We start from the raw sequence: 18,821 nt of genomic DNA, 5'->3' as shown, positions 1-18,821 counted from the left end.
ACATCGGTTTATCAAATGAAATGGAACAGGGAATTCTCCTTTTTTAGATATCTTGCCGGATTTTTTTAAATACAGGGATTTTTGGAATTTGACAAGCCTGCAGGAAGCCAATAAAATGAAGGCAATGGATATAATCAGGAGGAAAACGACATGAATACGAAGAAGGGTCGTGTAACAGTACCGACCGATGTGGATGTTATTGATGAAACCTTACAGATCATTGAACGGTGGGGGGCTGATGCAATACGGGACTGTGATGGTACCAATATGCCTGAACAGCTTCAAAAGCTGGATGTAAAGCAGTATGCGACGTATTATACGACAAGGAAGGATAATGCATGGGCTAGTGCCAATCCGCAGGAAATACAGCAGATGTATCTGATGAGCGATATGACGACAGCCTGTGAACCTACGCTGTGTATACCGCTGATGAAGCATTATTACAAGGATCAGCTCAAGGTCAATACGCTGGATGATATCAAACGCTGGTGGGAGGTTATCGACCGGACTGCTGGAGTGGTTGTGGAAACAGCGCAATGGGAATATGATGAAGAAAAAGAGGCGGTTATCATACATGACTGTATACCGTTTCATGCATATACCGTTAGCTTTTTGGCCTTTGTCATATGGGATCCGGTGCATATGTACAATGCACTGACCAATGACTGGAAGGATGAGGAGCATCAGATGACCTATGATGTGCGACAGCCGAAAACAGAGGCATATGTGCTGGACAAGCTGCGCCGCTGGATCGATGAGCATCCAGAGGTGGATGTGATCCGGTTTACGACGTTTTTTCATCAGTTTACACTGATGTTTGATGAACAGGCGAGAGAAAAATTTGTAGACTGGTTTGGCTACAGTGCCAGTGTTTCCCCCTATATACTGGAACAGTTTGAACAAGAGGCAGGTTATCGCTTCCAACCGGAATATATCATAAACCAGGGCTATCATAATTCCACCTTTTGTGTGCCGACAAAGGAATATCGCGATTTTATGAATTTTCAAATGCGGGAGGTTGCTAAGCTAGTGAAAAAGCTTGTGGATATCACACATGAAGCAGGCAAAGAGGCTATGATGTTTTTGGGTGACCACTGGATTGCGACAGAGCCGTTTGGCCCATATTTCAAGGATTTAGGAATCGATGCGGTGGTTGGCTCTGTTGGAGATGGACGTACCCTGCGGCTGATCTCCGATATCAAAGGCGTACGGTATACGGAAGGACGCTTCCTGCCATATTTTTTCCCGGATGTATTTCATGAAGGCGGAGATCCTATCAAGGAAGCAAAGGTAAACTGGGTTACCGCACGGCGTGCAATTCTTCGTTCACCGCTGGATCGTATCGGATATGGCGGATATCTGAAGCTTGCTCTGCAATTTCCGGATTTTATCGATTACATTGAGACTGTATGCAATGAATTCCGCGAGCTGTATGAGCATGTGCACACAGCGCAGCCAATGTGTATGCCGTTTAAGGTAACTATATTGAATTGCTGGGGTGCATTGCGCGGTTGGGGAGCAGAAATGGTTGCCCATGCATTGTGGTATAAACAGATTTATTCCTATTCCGGCGTTCTGGAGGCACTCAGCGGTATGCCGTTTGATGTGCAGTTTATCAGCTTCGATGATATTCTTGAAAATGAGCATATCCTGGATGATGCCGGAGTGATTATCAATGCCGGAGATGCTTATACTGCCTTCAGCGGCGGGGATTACTGGAAGGACGAGCGAATCGTTTCTGCATTGCGCCGGTTTGTTTATGAGGGCGGAGGCTTTATCGGTGTTGGAGAACCAAGTGCGGCACAAAAGGAAGGACATTTCTTCCAGCTGTATGATGTACTCGGTGTGGATAAGGAGGTTGGCTTTTCCCTGTCTCAGGATAAGTATAACTGGCAGGAGCAGGAGCATTTCCTGAAGGAGGGGCTGTCAAATACGCCTGAGCTTGGTGAGGAAATCCGCAATATATATGCCCTTCGCAATACGCGTGTTCTGATCAATGAACGGCAGAATGTACGCTTTGCGACAAATGAATATGGAAAGGGGAGAAGTGTTTATCTCAGCGGTCTGCCCTTCAGCTTCGAGAATGCGCGTCTGCTTTACCGCTGTCTGTTTTATGCGGCAGGAAAAGAGGCAGATATAAAAAGATGGTATAGTGAGAACTGCAATGTGGAGGTCAATGTGTATCCGAATACAGATAGCTACTGCGTCGTGAATAATACGTATGAGGAACAGAGCACACGCATCTATACGGATCAGGATGCATTTGATATATGCTTGAAAGCAAATGAAATCCGCTGGTTTTCCATCAGTGGAAAAAAATAATACAGAAAAAGCGGCTGGCTGCCGCTTTCTTCATGCTGTAAGCATATTTATAAACGTTTTGCTTCCTATATAGAGACATGTCGGTTTACAAATTGGGAATATGCTTATACCGATGGACGCTTAAGCCAGTGTTATAAGGCAGTATGATATGCCTGATTACGTATGGATAGGGTATCCTTATACTTGAAGAAAAAGCATTCTTCCTATCTGCATGCTGTTGTAGGATAAGCGATGTTACTTACAGGAAAATGGGATTTCTTTCTGGTATATAACAGCTAACAGCCACTAAGGCATTATAAAATATCGCAGCTTTTATTGTAGGTGATCAAAGCGGGAAAGCGTCCTGTGCAGGTAATGCTGAATTTCTTATACGTATACGAATGATGGGTGTTCATATACGCAATACCATGCTTGCTATTTCTGAATAGAATCATTCTGAAAAAAGAATATCATAGCTTACTTTCCAGATTTCCGATAAGAAAGAAAGGATGTCCAAAGATTCACAGCTTACACGGTACACTAAATTAGCATAGGCCAAGAATAAGGTACTCTAAAAGAAAAGAATTCTCCGTTTGTGAAGAATCCTTTTTACGTTTGATCAGCCTTCCATGGAATCAATGATGCTGTCTACCAGATTATCCATTTCCGACTTATTATTATCACCTAAAGAGCTAATCATGGATACCTCAGAATTCAGAATACTCATCTGCTTCATCTGATTATCCAGGAAGTCCTTCATCAGGGAACCGGATTTCGGTGCCCAGGAACCGTTTTCTATAATACCAACCGTACGCTTTTGCATATTGAGGGCCTTCATATGCATGAGGAAGTCATGCATAACCGGATAGATTCCCAGATTGTAGGTTACCGAAGCCAGTACGATGTGACTGTATTTGAATGCATCACTGATCAGATAGGATACGTGGGTATTGGAAACATCGTGAACAACGACATTCTTTACACCTTTATCCACCAGCTTTGCCGCCAGTACCTGTGCAGCGGATTCCGTATTTCCATACATGGAAGCATAGGCAATCAGCACACCCGTTTCTTCCGGCTCATAACGGCTCCACTTGTCATATTTGTCGAGCAGATAGCCGAAATCATTTCTCCAAACTGGTCCATGCAGCGGACAGATCACCTTGATATCGATCGTACCGGCTTTTTTCAGCAGCGCCTGTACATGCGGTCCGTATTTACCGACGATATTCGTATAATAGCGGCGTGCATCATCCAGCCAGTCGCGGTCAAAGTTAACTTCATCGTTAAACAGCTTGCCATCCAGTGCTCCAAAGCTACCAAAGGCATCGGCAGAGAACAGAACACCATTCGTCACATCATAGCTGACCATAGCCTCTGGCCAGTGAACCATTGGAGCCTCAACGAATGTGATGGTATGCTTACCAAAGCATTTGGTATCACCCTCCTTGACCTCCTCTGTACGTCCGTCAACGTGGAAGCCAAACTGATGCATCAGCAGAAAGCTCTTTTCGGTAGATATGATTTTTACCTTTGGATAGCGAAGCAGAATTTCCTCAATGCTTGCACCATGATCTGGCTCCATATGATTGATTACCAGATAATCCAAATCACGTCCATCCAAAAGATGTGCTACATTTTCCAGAAACTGGCGGCAGGCATCCCAGTCCACTGTATCAAACAATACCGTTTTCTTATCCAGCAGTAAATAGGAATTATAGGATACGCCGCGGGGAATCGGGTGAATATTTTCAAATAGGGCAAGACGGTGATCATTTCCTCCCACCCAATACAGATCGTCAACTACTTTTCTTACACAGTACATACTACATCCTCCTTCTCTTTATTTAATCCAATGTCTCAATGAACTGATCCTTTGCTTCTCCGCATTCCGGACAGATCCATTCCTCCGGCAGCTTTTCAAACGGCGTACCCGGAGCGATATCATTTTCCGGATCTCCCAGCATCTGATCATATTCATAGCCGCAGCCATTGCAGACATGACGCATATAGGAAGGAGCTTCCTTTTTGATAAACGGACGTTTCATTTTTTTCATTGGCGGAGCCGGTTTCTTTTCTCCGGTATCCAGAGCCTTGCTTAACAGCGGCAGTATTTCCATAACATCACCGACAATTCCATAATCAGCATTTTTAAAGATTGGCGCATTGGCGTTGGTATTGATTGCCACGATGGTTGTAGCATCCTTAATTCCTTTCAAATGCTGTCCCGCACCGGAGATACCGCAGGCGATATACAGGTTGCCTGTGAACTTCTGACCGGACATGCCAACATAACGATCGATTGGTACATATTTCAGGGTCTCTGCAACTGGACGGGAGCTTCCGATTGCTGCACCTGCACTTCTCGCCAAATCCTCAATCAGCTTCATATTCTTCTTATCACCGATTCCCTTACCGGCAGATACGACACGCTCTGCGTTGACGATTGGTGTATCCATCGGTATACCGACAGTGAAATCATACCCATCCTTCTGTAAGGCTTCCACTAACGCATTGACACGCTCCTGTGCTTCACCTTCCTTGAAAATCTGTTTCTTACGTTCACCGGTAATTGCGCCCTTTTTCTTGCGTACACCGCCGTCCTTTGGCGCTTTTCCTATGATATGAGAGGCGATAACGACTCTTTGGATTTCATTGGTTCCTTCATAAATTGTAGTGATTTTAGCATCACGGTAGGCGCGCTCCACTTCCATGCCCTTCAAATAACCGCTTCCACCGAAAATTTGTAAGGCATCGTTGCAGATTTCCAGTGCAACATCACTTGCATATTGCTTTGCCATTGCGGATTCCATTCCATATGGCTCATGGTTTTCTTTCAGTTCAGCAGAGGAATAAATCAGCATTCTAGCACAGCGAAGCTTCGTAGCCATGTCTGCCAGTTTAAAGCTGATAACCTGCTGCTGTGCAATCGGTTTTCCAAACTGTACACGCTCCTTTGCATATTCCAATGCATGCTCATAAGCACCCTGTGCAATACCAAGTGCCTGTGCCGCAATCCCGATCCGGCCGCCATCCAGTGTGGACATCGCAATCTTAAAGCCCTGACCTTCCTTACCAAGCAGGTTTTCCTTCGGTACCTTTACATCATTGAAAATCAGCTCTGCAGTTGAGGATGAACGGATTCCCATCTTATCGTAATGATCGCCGAACGTAAATCCATCCCATCCCTTTTCCACGATGAATGCGGATATTCCTCTGGTTCCCATATCCGGGTTTGTGGATGCGAAGACAACATAGGTATCTGCCTTATCCGCATTGGTGATAAAGATCTTTCCACCATTCAGAATATAATGATCACCCTCCAGAACGGCTGTTGTTTCCGTACCTGCCGCATCACTTCCGGCATTTGGTTCTGTCAGACCAAAGGCACCGATTTTTTCACCCTTTGCCAATGGTACCAGATATTTCTGCTTTTGTTCCTCATTTCCGAATGCAAAAATCGGATAGCTTCCCAAAGAAACATGAGCGGACAGGATAACGCCTGTTCCACCATCCACGCGGGATAATTCTTCTACGGCAATGGCATAGCTGAGAACATCCAATCCGGCGCCTCCATATTCCTTTGGATAAGGGATCCCCATCAGACCCATTTTTCCAAACTTCGCGATTGCTTCACTTGGAAATTCATTTTCCTTGTCGAGCATAAAGGCAATCGGTTTGATTTCGGTTTCCGCAAATTCCCGTACCGTCTTGCGGATTTCCTCCTGCTGCTGTGTCGTTGTAAATAGCATAGTTTACGTCCTCCTCACTTATCTCTATGATATTCCTTCTGTTTTCATGATTTTTCTTAATATGAGAATCATTTTAAGAATAGAAATCACTTTACACCTTGATGATATCATAGCGCTTACAATATGTCGAAGCATATGCTCACAGAATTTTCCTTTTTTATACTCCTGCTTTTGAAGCATGTGAAAAACAGCAGTACAGTGTAGGAAGCATCATGCTGAAGGAAGATGTATTGTCAGGTAATGGAGCAATGTATTGTGGAAAGCTGCGCATCGTATCCTTTAGTAAAGATAGCTCAATTAGCTATTGCATGTTATGGATGCTCAAAGAAAGTCTAAGCGCTCTTTTCGATAGGGGATGCTATGATTTTTTTGTTTCCGTAAGAATTGACACACATCAGCTTGGTTTTATTGATATAGCTTGTGCATCTGCTTATTTTATACACACAGCCTGCGGACATCCGCTCTGTCGTATGGTATACTGTACATAGTGGAACTGATGGAAAAGAGGGATTATATGTCGGAAAAGAAAAAGGCGGAGGAAGGTTTCCTGTATAACGCAAACTACAACTCAGCATTGCTGGACGAGCGCGCCTGGTGTAAGGATCAATGTCATGCATGCAATCAGCTGCGCCCAAGTGAAACGGAAAAACGCAATCAGATTTATCGCAAACTGTTTAAACAGATGGGACATCATGTATCCATAGAACCGCCGTTCTGGTGTGATTACGGCTATAATATCACCATTGGAAATGAATTTTTTATGAACCATAACGGTATCATCCTGGATGGGGCTGAGGTGACCTTTGGTGATTATGTCTATATAGCACCAAACTGCGGCTTTTATACGGCAGGACATCCATTGGATGTGGAACAGCGCAAGCAGGGATTGGAGTATGCCTTTCCCATTCATGTGGAAAGTAATGTGTGGATTGGTGCAGGAGTGCAGGTGCTGGCAGGTGTTACGATTGGCGAAGGTTCGGTAATCGGGGCGGGCAGTGTAGTGAACCGGGATATTCCTCCGCATGTTCTTGCGGCAGGTGTTCCCTGCAGGGTGATTCGCAAAATTACAGAGGCTGACCGAAAAAAATACCGTGTGCTTGAGGAGGAAGCACAGTAAGGGATGTTCGCTGCTCATTATCATAATTGCATCCTTCATGCAGTGTAATAAATTGGTGAATAACAGCAATGAATTTTCCGATATCATAGTTTATAAAAAGAACAGGCAGGGGATTATTGCAGCCTGTTTTTTAGTGATGTAATATTTTGATTGCAATTTGCCAGTTTCTAAATGATTTTGCGTATATTTGATAAGTGAAAGAAGAATAATCAACCTTTGTAGGGTATGGTTGGATTAGCATCCTGTATGAGCACTCTGACTATTGCAGGAAGCCTTCCCTTTTCCATTACAGTATCCGACGAGTAAGCGTACAGAAAAATTCACAAAGCAGGTATTACTACATCCTTTTATGCCCCTCTCTGTATCGTATGAGATCGATCAGCATGCATAGGATGTAATCGCAGTGCATATAAGAAAATCAGTGCAGAGAATAGCTCGGTACAACAGCATTTAAACGGGAGCATATCAAAAGGTTATAAGCTGTCATTGGAATGCAGCTTCTTTCCATATATTATGGAGCGTATATTATGGAGCGTGCAAGAACCCTGAAAAGATATCGTTTTTTCTTTGCCACAGGAAAGGCTGTGGTATAATAAGGATACAGCAGGAGGACGATACTATGTTTTATGATAACGTAAAAGAATCTGCACAGTTTATCTGTGAGCATGTAAAAACAAAGCCGGTGATTGGTATCATTTTAGGGAGCGGACTAGGCTCTCTGGTTGATATTATGGAGAACAAGGAGATACTGTCCTATCGGGATATCCCGCATTTTCCGCAATCCAGGGTAGAAGGCCATGCAGGGAACCTGGTGTTTGGCAACATTGGTGAGCAGTCTCTGGTTGTTATGCAGGGAAGATTTCATTATTATGAAGGCTTTTCTATGAAGGAGGTCACCTATCCGATTTATGTGATGAAGCTGCTCGGTGTTCAGGATTTGATTGTCACCAACGCCTGTGGAGGAATCAATACGGCATTTAAGCCAGGAGATTTAATGATCATTGATGATTTTATCAATTCTTTGGATGTGAATCCTCTGATTGGTGCAAATGATGAACGTTTTGGGCCGCGCTTTCCGGATATGTCAGAGCCGTATTCCACAGAGCTGCGTAACAAGGCGAAGCTGGTGGCGGAAAGTCTTGGAATTCCCTATCAGCATGGAGTTTATACACTGTTTCAGGGGCCGTATTATGAAACAGCGGCAGAAATCCGCATGTTTGCCAGAGCAGGCAGCGATGCAATCGGTATGTCCACCGTGCCGGAAACTATTGCGGCAAATTATCTGGGAATGCGGGTGCTGGGAATTGCGTGCATCACCAATATGGCGACTGGTATCGCTAAGGAAAAGCACACGCATGAGGAAGTGGTCAAAATGGCAAATAAGAGCAGTGTACAGCTGTGTTCATGGATGGAAACACTGCTGAAGGAGTGGTGAAAGGGAGCGTGATGCTGAATGGAGCAGGAATCGCTGTTTCAAAATGAATTGCAAAGAGATCCTCTTGCGGCAAGGCTTCGGCCTTCCTCCCTGGATGACTATGTGGGACAGAAGCATCTGCTGGGCAAAGGAAAAATTCTTTATAATCTGATTGCAAAGGATATGGTTTCCTCCATGATTTTCTGGGGACCTCCGGGTGTTGGAAAAACGACGCTGGCAAGAATCATCGCTAAGCAGACGCAGGCACATTTCATCAATTTCAGTGCTGTCACAAGCGGGATTCGAGAAATTAAAGCCGTGATGAAGGAAGCGGAGGATGCCCGTTTGTATGGTCGTAAAACCATCGTATTTGTAGATGAAATTCATCGTTTCAATAAAGCACAGCAGGATGCGTTTCTCCCCTATGTGGAAAAGGGAAGTATTATCCTGATTGGAGCTACGACGGAAAATCCATCCTTTGAGGTCAATGCCGCTTTGCTTTCCCGCTGCAAGGTATTCGTGCTGAAGGCATTGGAGGTAAGTGATTTAATCGAGCTGCTGCATCACGCATTAAAGGATGAGCGCGGCTTTGGCACACAGAATATCCTAATTGAGGAAGACCAGCTCCGTATGCTTGCCATGTTTGCCAACGGAGATGCAAGAACAGCGTTGAATACCCTGGAAATGGTTGTGTTAAACGGAGAAAGCGAGGATGCCGGTATCCGCATTACCAAAGAGGTGCTGGAACAGTGTACCTCACAGAAGTCTCTGTTATATGACCGCCAGGGGGAGGAGCATTATAATTTGATCAGTGCTCTGCATAAATCCATGCGTAACTCCGATGTGGATGCGGCAATCTACTGGCTTGCCAGAATGCTGGAGGCCGGAGAGGATCCATTGTATGTCGCAAGGCGTCTGGTTCGTTTTGCAAGTGAGGATATTGGAATGGCAGACAGCCGCGCTTTGGAAATCTGTGTAGCGGCATATCAGGCATGTCATTTTCTGGGAATGCCGGAGTGCAATGTACATTTGACACATGCCGTCACCTATCTTTCCCTTTCTCCCAAGTCGAACGCATTATATATGGCATATGGGGCAGCGAGGGAGGATGCGATGCATATGCTGAGTGAACCGGTGCCCTTACAAATCCGCAATGCGCCAACCTCCCTGATGAAGGAGCTGCATTACGGGGAAGGATATCAGTATGCCCATGATTATGATGAAAAGCTCACGGTCATGCAATGTCTTCCGGATGCTCTTGCGAATAAAGAATATTATCATCCAACCATGCAGGGAAGTGAAAGCCGAGTGAGCAAACGATTGCAGGAAATCAAGGATTGGAAAAAAAATCATCGCAACAGCAATACGCGATGATACAGATATGATATGCGGCTTGAAGAAGGTATGAAGTGCTAAAAAAATTGAGCCAAAGAATAAAAACAGAGGAATACGATTGAAGTGAACCCCCATGCATTTCAGCTGTGATCACTCTGTTTTTTTATGGTGTATCCTAACGGCTGAAATGTATCCTGTACACAGGTAAAAGATCTGTTTGAAAAGGTACATAAAGCTGACAGCTTATTCAATAAGGTATAAAAAAACGGCAGGATATAGAAACAGGCTCTTACACACAAATGGGAAAGCAAATTAACATGCAGGTAACACAGGATCACCTTATGCTTGGGAGCTGCAGTTGAAGGTCTGCAGATACAAAAAATTCCACCTTTGAATAAGAACTAAAGCATATTCTACCGTTTTTTTCTTTTCTAACCCTATTTCGCTATGGATTTGATTACATATCGTTGAAATAATTCACGATTTCTTTCGTCCGCTCCATCCATATTGCTGGAGGCGAAGACAGGGGCATCCATACCGTGCTCCTTTAACAGCTCCACAAATCTTCCCATCACACACTGAGCGAGAAAGCATCCGGTCAAGGTACTTACCGGCCCCATGCTGCAGGTATCATCGATTGGTGTGGTAGCATCTCCATAGGGAGCATGGTTATCCAGTACGACATCCGCCAGCTCAAACAGCCGCAAGCCGCTTTCATGCCGTGATGCGATCGTTTTACTATGCGATAACGATGTAATGGCGATAATCTTTGCGCCCTTCTTTCTGGCTCTCATCGTGTATTCAATTACCAGTGGATTTCGACCGGAATTACTTGTGACAATCAATACATCCCCTTTTTCCACCGTATAAATTGCATCCAGTACATCGGCATAGGAAGCAGTCCGCTCCAGTGTGGTACTTTTGGTAGGATGGGTTGCAAGTGTCATTTCGATTTCATTGATAGGATACACCTTTGCATAGCCGCCGGCACGGGCATAAATATCCTGTCCGATCATATGAGAATGTCCGCTGCCAAACGTATAAATGGTGTGCTTATCCTTCTCTGCTTCAAGCAGAAGCTCCGCTGCCTGCTCGATTGCTTCAGTTTCTTCCTTCATGAGCGCAAATCGCTGTTCAACCTCTTTAAAATACGTGTCAATAAATGCCATAATCAATCCTCACTTTCTTATAAAATCAGTATACCACGATTATATGTAAAATCTATAATTCGTTATAAAGTTATATCAATTTATACGATTTATGTAAAATGTATGATATTTTCACACAAAACACCTTTAATTATTCTATTCTGCAAATATGGAAAAATTTTCCATTATAATAAAACCATATATTGGAGTGGACGGAATGAAAAAAGTAACGGAAATCAATTTAAAAGTGGGAGATGCAATTAGGAAAGGGCTTCAGAGAAAAGGAATGACACAGAAGGAACTCGCAATGCTTGTTGGTTCAACACAGCGTTCCATATCCTCTTATATCAACGGAAATGCACAGCCTCCGCTTGATATTCTATCTTTAATTTGCCGCATACTGGAAATAAATATGAATCAGATTTTACAGATTCCTGATTATAATTTTCCAGGGCGTATGCTGCACGATCCGCTGGAGCTGGAGGTTATGAAGGTATTTGATCAGGTGCCCGATGAAAAAAGAATCACATTTACAAAGCTCATGAAAAGCATCATAAGCTTTCACTTGGAATAGGGTGTTATGAAACATGTTACATAATGTTAGAATTATTATAATTCTGATATAAAATTACAAATAGCAAAATCAAAGCAAATTTTATTTTTACGAATAAATGCCGTATTTATCGGTGTTTTTTTATGTTTATCCGAATTTTAATATGGCAGAAAACTTTTTCATTATATATACTATATATGTAAAAGGGAGAGAGAGGAGGAATATGGAAGAAAAGCATACATGTGAATTAAATCATGATGAGTACGAGCTATTGTGTTTTTATCGCGAGCTGAGTGAGGAGCGTAAGGAAAAGTTTTTTGATTTGGTGCAGACCCTGGAAACGCTGCTGATTCAGCAGGATGATGAATAGGTGTTTTGAAAATAAACGGGCTGAATCTAACGATAAGGCTCAGATCATGCTTCTGTGAAGATTGTTGTAGTCTGTTACATAGGGCAGTAAGTAGGATATCCGCTGTAAAATCAGGAACGCTTGTGCATTTGCGAACGCTGTCCTTTATAGCGTGGGGATGGATTCGCAAGGGCTTTTGCTTTTTGTCATGTATATCATCAGAGACAAAATTCATAAGCAGTATATGGTAGAAAGCACCAGCATGATCACTTATTCATGCAGAAACAGGATCAGGCCTTTCGGGGCCTTTTCCATTTCTGATCTATAGGAGTATGGTTTTCTATCGTTAATCCTTGTCCGGGGCGGATAGACAGGCAGAGAAGCTACCTGCCAGGATGTTATCCTTAAAAAAGCAATACAGAGCCAGATCCTTATGAATATCTTAACCCTGTATTTATCAGCATACATAATTTTCTTACATAAATATTTCATGAAAATATTTCACAAAATGATTGACTTTTTCATCGCTGGATTGTACTATAGACATATATGAAATGCGTTGACGGGAAATAGTAGGTATATGGACATGACAGAGAGTCTTCGGCCGGTGCAAGAAGATATGCGAAGTATTCGGAACACATCCCTGAGCAGCAAAGGTGAATTCAGTAGCTTTTGCCGGTATCCTGCATCCGTTACCGTGCTAGAGTATGATGGTACTCGAAGAGATTGATATCGTGAGGTATCAATAAAATAAGGTGGAATCACGTAAGGTAACTTTCGTCCTTTGGATGGAAGCTTTTTTTGTATAAGAGTATAAGGGAGGATACAGTGTATGAAGAAATTTGCCATACCCGAGGGTACGCGGGATCTGATTTTGGGAGAATGTACTGCAAAGAAACGATTACAGGATGCTATTGAACAGGTATTTGACAGCTACGGCTATAAAGAAATCGTAACACCGAGCATTGAATTTTATCAGACCTATCAGACAGGCTTTGAACAGATTCATGACGAACAGATGTATAAATTTTTCGACCATAACGGTGGTATTCTGACACTGCGTATGGATATGACCGTACCGATTGCCCGTGTGGCGGCAACGAAGTTTAAAGACCAGAAGCCGCCGCTTCGTTTCCGTTACTGTGCCAATGTATATAAGGTAAAGGAATCCTTTGCGGGGAAGCGCAATGAGGTAACCGACTGTGGCATTGAATTGCTGGGGCTGGGTGAGAAGCAGAGTGATTTGGAAATTCTCGTCTGTGCGCTGGAGGTTATGGAATGTATGAAGCAGGCATCATTTACACTGGAAATCGGCAATGTGAATTTTTTCCATACGGCAGTGGAGCTGTTGGGACTAACAAAGGATGAAACGCAGATATTGGCGGATCTGATTGACCGTAAGAGCCTCACGGAGCTGAAGGAGTATCTGGAAACCTTGCGGCTGGATGCTGTGGATAAACAGTTTTTCCTGCAACTGCCATGGCTGTGTGGAAGTGCGGATATGCTGCAGGAAGCACTTGGCTTCTGCTTTGACGCACGTCTGAAGGCAATCGTGGAAAATCTGCAGCTGCTGTATGAGCAACTGTCTGCACTGGGCTATGGAGACCGTATCACCTTCGATCTGGGTAAGCTGCCGCACTTGAATTATTACAGCGGTATTCTGTTTGAAGGCTTTGTAGAGGGAATCGGAACCAGTGTGTTAAGCGGGGGACGCTATGATTCTCTTTTAGAAAAATTCGGAGAAGCACTTCCTGCTATCGGGTTTTCCGTCAAGCTGGATGCTGTGTTACCGGTATTGCATTTAAAGCAGCAGGAGGCAACACTGACGCTGTGCTATCCATATGAGAAAAAGGTGGAGGCTCTGCGCCAGGCAAAGGAGCTGAGAAAAAGCACACGGGTTGAACTGCTGTGTGGAGATTATGACGATATTATCGTGAAAGGGGAGAACGTCGCATGAGTATATCCGTTGCATTGACAAAGGGGCGTCTGGAAAAGGCAACTGTTAAGCTGCTGGAAGAGCGGGGCTATGGAATTGAGAGCCTCAAGGATAAGGGACGTGCTCTAGTTTTTCAGGATTCCCAGAAGGATATCCGTTATTTCCTTGTGAAAGCCAATGACTGCATCACCTATGTACAGCACGGGGTTGCGGATATCGGAGTTGTCGGAAAGGATACCCTGATGGAGGGTGGTAAGGATTATTATGAAATGCTGGATCTGGGCATTGGGAAGTGCAAATTCATCGTTGCCGGATTAGCACAGCATAATCTGTTTGATAAGGTAGGACATGTAAAAATCGGAACCAAGTATCCTAACATTGCAAAGCAGTATTTCCTGGAAAAGGGGATGGATGTGGAGTGTATTAAAATCGACGGGTCTGTGGAGCTGGCACCGATTCTGGGCTTATGCGATGGTATTGTGGACATTATGGAAACTGGAACGACTCTAAAGGAAAACGGACTCGTGGTATTTGATACGGTCTGTGATATCAGTGCGAGAGTGATCGTGAATAAAGCGAGCTTCAAGCTGAAGCGAACGGAAATATTAGCGATTCTGGAGGATATGAAGAAAGGATTGGAAACATGCTGAGACGAATGAAGGCATCGGATACGGCACAGCTGCAGACGTATCTGGAAAGCAGAACAGAGGATATCGACACTGAAATCATCGCTAAGGTCAGTGCCATCCTGCAGGATGTTAAAGCACGCAGGGATGAAGCGGTAAAGGCATATACCCGTCAGTTTGACGGTATAGAGCTGGATGATTTCCGTGTTTCCCCATGTGATATCGAGGCAGCGGCAGCGAAGGCGGAGCCCTTCTTTGTGGAAAGCATGAAAAAGGCAAAAGCGAATATCGAATATTATCATACTGCACAGAAGCAAAACGGCTATCTGCTGCAGAAGGAAATGGGAATCTACCTAGGACAGCGCGTGCTTCCACTGGACAGTGTGGGGATTTATGTACCCGGAGGACGGGCACAGTATCCAAGCAGCGTGCTGATGAATGCAATTCCTGCCCGTATTGCAGGGGTGAAGCGGATCGTTATGATAACTCCGCCTGCACAGGACGGCAGCTTGCATCCCAATATTGCTGCAGCGGCAATAATTGCGGGAGTAGATGAAATATATAAGGTTGGCGGTGCACAGGGAATTGCGGCACTGGCATATGGTACAGAAAGCATTGCGCCGGTGGATAAAATTGTCGGACCGGGGAATGTGTTTGTAGCGGCAGCGAAAAAGCTGGTGTTTGGCAAGGTGGATATTGATATGATTGCCGGGCCGAGTGAGATTCTGGTGATTGCGGATGAACATGCACCGGCAGAAAGCGTGGCAGCGGACCTGTTATCACAAGCAGAGCATGACCCGATGGCCAGTGCGATTCTTGTGACTACAAGTGAAACCCTGATCGACAGGGTGGAACAGGAGCTTCGTAAACAGACGGATGCCCTGCCGAAAAAGGAAATAGTGGAACAATCTCTGCGTGCATATGGAACTGCAATTTTGTGTGAGAGCATGGAGTCCTGTCTGGCAGTATCCAATGCGGTTGCACCGGAGCATCTGGAGCTCATGGTGGCTGCACCAATGGACTATCTTGGTATGGTACGCCATGCTGGTAGTGTGTTCCTTGGCTATCATACATGTGAGAGTGTCGGAGATTATTTCGGCGGCTGTAATCATGTTTTGCCAACAAGCGGAACAGCGCGGTTCTCCAGCGCTTTGAGTGTGGACAGCTTTATTAAAAAGAGCAGCTATCTGCATTATACAGAAGAAGCATTGCAGGCATATGGTGCCAATATCATAGAAATGGCGGAGCAGGAAGAGCTGCAGGCACATGCCAATGCTGTGAAAGTGAGGCTGAAGTCATGAAAAATATTGAAAGCTATGCAGCCCGTGTGAATGGCAGCATCATGCTGAATGCAAATGAGTGTTATAAAAATATAAGTGGGGAGATCGTAAAGGAGCTTGCGGCCGCAATCGGTGATCTGGCGATGAACCGCTATCCGGATGAAGCCAGCACGGAGCTGATCGAGGCGTATGCCAAGGTCAAAAAGCTGTCTGCCGACCGGCTTTTGGCGGGGAATGGAAGCGATGAAATGCTGGGGCTTATGATCGGCTATTTCCTGGGAAAAGGTAAGAAATTACTTACCCTATCACCGGACTTTTCCATGTATGACTATTACGCATCCATGCACGAGAGCGAGGTAGTGAAATTTCCATGTGAAAAGGATGGAGCCTTCAGTATTGCGGATTTCATTGAATTTGGCAGAGAATATCATGTGGATATGGTGCTGTTTTCCAATCCGAACAATCCTACCGGACATTTTGTGAGCAATGCGGATGTGTGCAGAATCGTGGAGGCATTTCCGCGTATTCCGGTAATCATTGATGAGGCCTATGGGGAATTCGCAAAGGAAAGCATGCTGGAGTATCTGGACACCTATCCGAATCTGTATGTGACCAGAACCCTGTCCAAGGCATTCGGCTTTGCCGGTGCACGACTGGGCTTTCTTATCAGCAATCCCGGCAATATCGCTGCTCTGCGTCCGTATATGGTACCCTATAATATCAGCTGTCTTACCCAGAAGGCTGGAGTTATCATCCTGCAGCATGCGGCAGAATATGAGCTGCTTGTGGAGGAGGTACAGCTGGAGCGGGATATGCTGTATCATAAGCTGAAGCAGCTGAAAAACGTAACCTTTTATCCAAGCCAGGCAAATTATTTATATGGAAGAAGCAAACAGAAGCAGCAGCTGTTGGAGGCATTGCATAAGGAAGGCATCGTCATACGTGATTATGAAGGAAAGGACAGCTTCCGCATAACCGTTGGTTCCCCTGGTGAAAATGCAATCGTCTTATCCGTGCTGCAGGAATTTGACAGAAAGGTGTGTGTGGTATGAAAAGTAATGCGACAAGCAGATGCGCAGAGCAGAACCGGGATACAAAGGAAACAAAAATCAGCTGCTATATGAATCTGGATGGAGACGGTACAAGCGATATCCATACCGGAATCGGATTCTTTGATCATATGCTGACCCTGTTTTCCTTTCATTCCGGAATCAATCTGACACTTTCTGCACAGGGCGATCTGGAGGTATGCGATCATCATACCGTGGAGGACTGCGGCATCCTGATGGGAGCCTGTTTAAAGGAGGCGCTGCAGGATAAAAGAGGAATTGGGCGCTATGGAAGTATGCTGTTACCGATGGATGAGGCACTTGCACAGGTAGTACTGGATATCAGCGGACGCAGCTTTCTGGTGTATAACTGTGAGCTGAAGCGTGATACGATTGGTTCCTTCTCCTGTGAGATGGTAGAGGAATTCTTGCGTGCCTTTGCCTTTCAGGCAGGCATTACGCTGCATGTGAACGTACCCTATGGAACCAATGATCATCATAAGGCGGAGGCCATCTTTAAGGCGCTTGGACGCGCATTAAAGGCAGCGATTGCCGTTAGCGGGGATGCGCTGCCGAGTACGAAGGGAACGCTGTAATATGATAACGATTATAGATTACGGGATGGGAAATCTGCACAGTGTGGAAAATGCCCTGCGCCATATCGGCTGTACCTGCTGTGTTTCTGATAAACGGGAAGATATAGAGCGTGCGGATCAGCTCATTCTGCCAGGTGTCGGCGCCTTTGCGGACTGTATGAAAAACCTGCAGGAGCGCGGTCTTGTAGAGGTGCTTCAGATTGAGGTTATGCAGAAGCATAAGCCGCTTTTAGGTATATGTCTGGGTATGCAGGCATTGTTTGAGGATAGCGAAGAAAATGGTTATACAAAGGGCCTGGGCTTTTTAAAGGGCAATATTGTAAAGATGAAGGACACGCTTGTGCCAGCTTCTGAAATTCAAACGGAAAAGCATGTCCGCATTCCGCATATTGGATGGAACCTGTTGGAGCCCTGTCAGCCCTCCCCTGTATTTGAACGGCTGAGTGAGCGTCCCTTTGTGTATTATGTGCATTCCTATTATGCGCAGAATTATGATGAACGGGATTTGCTGGCAGACAGCGGGTATGGGAGGATGCGCATACCGGGGCTTGTACGAAGGGACAATGTGGTCGGGGCGCAGTTTCATCCTGAAAAAAGCGGTGAGGACGGACTGCAGCTTCTGCGGTGGTTCAAGGAGGAATTTGTATGATAATTTTACCGGCAATCGACATCCTGGATCAGCAGCCGGTACGGCTGTACCAGGGAGATTATGAGCAAAAGGAATGTGTGGGTGACAGCATTGCGGATATTGCCAGAGCCTTTGAACAGCAGGGGGCGGAATATGTGCATATGGTCGATCTCAACGGTGCCAAAGAGGGAAAGAAAATCAATCAGGACAGCATTGTGAAAACAGCGCAGAGTCTGTCCATACCGGTAGAGGTTGGCGGCGGTATCCGCAGCATGGAGGATGTGCGGTTTTATCTGGAGCAGGGCATCAGCCGTGTTATTTTAGGCACAGCAGCCATAGAGAATCCGGATTTCCTGCGGGAGGCGGTTTCAATGTATAAAGAAAAAATCGCCGTTGGCATTGATTGTAAAAACGGTATGGTTTGTGGTCATGGCTGGCTGCAGGAAAGCGAAGTACAGTATATCGACTTTGCGATTCAGATGGAGGCTGTCGGAGTAAAGACCATCATCGTGACGGATATTTCCAGAGACGGAACGATGAGAGGGCCGAATACGGAGATGCTGGCGGAGCTGAAGAAAACAGTATCCATCAATATTATCGCTTCCGGCGGTATTAAGGATATATCCCATATCCGCGCATTAAAGGAGCTGGATATTTACGGTGCGATCACCGGCAAGGCAATGTATGCCGAAACATTGTCTCTGTCCCAGGCGATTGCGCTTTGTAAGGAGTAATCA

15 protein-coding genes, 1 pseudogene and 1 other annotated feature are annotated in these 18,821 nt (G+C 45.1%); of the genes and pseudogenes, 13 read left to right on the top strand and 3 right to left on the bottom strand.

Translation table 11 applies throughout. The features are described from left to right. The first annotated feature begins 150 nt into the window (after positions 1-150). Positions 151-2,322, top strand: a complete 2,172-nt coding sequence (gene gnpA, locus GKZ87_15355; GenBank protein QSI26761.1) for a 1,3-beta-galactosyl-N-acetylhexosamine phosphorylase — start codon at positions 151-153, stop codon at positions 2,320-2,322. Between the two features lie 598 nt (positions 2,323-2,920). On the opposite strand, the gene GKZ87_15350 is transcribed toward gnpA, so the two are convergent. Both GKZ87_15350 and GKZ87_15345 read right to left on the bottom strand, forming a co-directional pair. Then, entirely contained in the window at positions 2,921-4,126 is a 1,206-nt protein-coding gene (locus GKZ87_15350; protein QSI26760.1) for an MBL fold metallo-hydrolase, read from the bottom strand. A 22-nt stretch (positions 4,127-4,148) separates the two neighbouring features. Then, entirely contained in the window at positions 4,149-6,053 is a 1,905-nt protein-coding gene (locus GKZ87_15345; protein QSI26759.1) for an acyl-CoA dehydrogenase, read from the bottom strand. A 514-nt stretch (positions 6,054-6,567) separates the two neighbouring features. On the opposite strand from GKZ87_15345, the gene GKZ87_15340 reads away from it, so the two are divergent. The 3 genes from GKZ87_15340 to GKZ87_15330 all read left to right on the top strand — a co-directional run bounded on the left by GKZ87_15340 (position 6,568) and on the right by GKZ87_15330 (position 9,958). Continuing rightward, positions 6,568-7,170 carry a sugar O-acetyltransferase gene (locus GKZ87_15340; protein ID QSI26758.1) on the top strand — a complete coding sequence of 201 codons (603 nt, stop codon included), beginning with the start codon at positions 6,568-6,570 and terminating at the stop codon, positions 7,168-7,170. Positions 7,171-7,789: 619 nt separating this feature from the next. Further along, on the top strand, positions 7,790-8,605 hold the full coding sequence (locus GKZ87_15335) for a purine-nucleoside phosphorylase (GenBank protein ID QSI26757.1): 816 nt from the start codon (positions 7,790-7,792) through the stop codon (positions 8,603-8,605). Between the two features lie 18 nt (positions 8,606-8,623). Continuing rightward, positions 8,624-9,958 carry an AAA family ATPase gene (locus GKZ87_15330; protein QSI26756.1) on the top strand — a complete coding sequence of 445 codons (1,335 nt, stop codon included), beginning with the start codon at positions 8,624-8,626 and terminating at the stop codon, positions 9,956-9,958. A gap of 398 nt (positions 9,959-10,356) precedes the next feature. Here the strand turns inward: GKZ87_15330 and GKZ87_15325 are convergent, their stop codons facing one another. Further along, entirely contained in the window at positions 10,357-11,088 is a 732-nt protein-coding gene (locus GKZ87_15325; protein ID QSI26755.1) for a sugar isomerase domain-containing protein, read from the bottom strand. Between the two features lie 196 nt (positions 11,089-11,284). Here GKZ87_15325 and GKZ87_15320 point away from each other — a divergent pair, with 196 nt between their 5' ends. From GKZ87_15320 to hisA, 9 genes and pseudogenes are all read left to right on the top strand, one after another. After that, positions 11,285-11,641 carry a helix-turn-helix domain-containing protein gene (locus tag GKZ87_15320; protein ID QSI26754.1) on the top strand — a complete coding sequence of 119 codons (357 nt, stop codon included), beginning with the start codon at positions 11,285-11,287 and terminating at the stop codon, positions 11,639-11,641. 13 nt (positions 11,642-11,654) lie between these two features. Beyond that, positions 11,655-11,990: pseudogene (locus tag GKZ87_15315) on the top strand (hypothetical protein). A 529-nt stretch (positions 11,991-12,519) separates the two neighbouring features. Continuing rightward, positions 12,520-12,757 (top strand) — a binding site (T-box leader). Positions 12,758-12,801: 44 nt separating this feature from the next. Next, positions 12,802-13,926 (top strand): ATP phosphoribosyltransferase regulatory subunit, encoded by a 1,125-nt coding sequence (hisZ, locus tag GKZ87_15310; protein QSI26753.1) that lies wholly within the window; start codon positions 12,802-12,804, stop codon positions 13,924-13,926. After that, on the top strand, positions 13,923-14,555 hold the full coding sequence (locus GKZ87_15305; protein QSI26752.1) for an ATP phosphoribosyltransferase: 633 nt from the start codon (positions 13,923-13,925) through the stop codon (positions 14,553-14,555). Before hisZ ends, GKZ87_15305 begins: the two co-directional genes overlap by 4 nt. Then, a complete protein-coding gene (hisD, locus tag GKZ87_15300) occupies positions 14,549-15,832 on the top strand; it encodes a histidinol dehydrogenase (GenBank protein QSI26751.1) in 1,284 nt (427 codons plus the stop codon). The genes GKZ87_15305 and hisD overlap by 7 nt, the downstream gene beginning before the upstream one ends. After that, the gene (gene hisC, locus GKZ87_15295) at positions 15,829-16,863 is read left to right on the top strand and encodes a histidinol-phosphate transaminase (protein ID QSI26750.1); all 1,035 of its coding nucleotides are present in this window, start codon (positions 15,829-15,831) and stop codon (positions 16,861-16,863) included. Before hisD ends, hisC begins: the two co-directional genes overlap by 4 nt. Beyond that, positions 16,860-17,456 carry an imidazoleglycerol-phosphate dehydratase HisB gene (hisB, locus tag GKZ87_15290; protein QSI26749.1) on the top strand — a complete coding sequence of 199 codons (597 nt, stop codon included), beginning with the start codon at positions 16,860-16,862 and terminating at the stop codon, positions 17,454-17,456. Before hisC ends, hisB begins: the two co-directional genes overlap by 4 nt. Before the next feature lies 1 nt (position 17,457). Further along, on the top strand, positions 17,458-18,105 hold the full coding sequence (hisH, locus tag GKZ87_15285; GenBank protein QSI26748.1) for an imidazole glycerol phosphate synthase subunit HisH: 648 nt from the start codon (positions 17,458-17,460) through the stop codon (positions 18,103-18,105). Continuing rightward, positions 18,102-18,818 carry a 1-(5-phosphoribosyl)-5-[(5-phosphoribosylamino)methylideneamino]imidazole-4-carboxamide isomerase gene (hisA, locus tag GKZ87_15280; GenBank protein ID QSI26747.1) on the top strand — a complete coding sequence of 239 codons (717 nt, stop codon included), beginning with the start codon at positions 18,102-18,104 and terminating at the stop codon, positions 18,816-18,818. The genes hisH and hisA overlap by 4 nt, the downstream gene beginning before the upstream one ends. The last annotated feature ends 3 nt before the right edge of the window (positions 18,819-18,821 follow it).

The sequence above is a fragment of the Erysipelotrichaceae bacterium 66202529 genome, assembly GCA_017161075.1.
Taxonomy (GTDB): Bacteria; Bacillota_I; Bacilli_A; order Erysipelotrichales; family Erysipelotrichaceae; genus Clostridium_AQ.
This window is presented reverse-complemented; position numbering and strand designations above follow the sequence as displayed.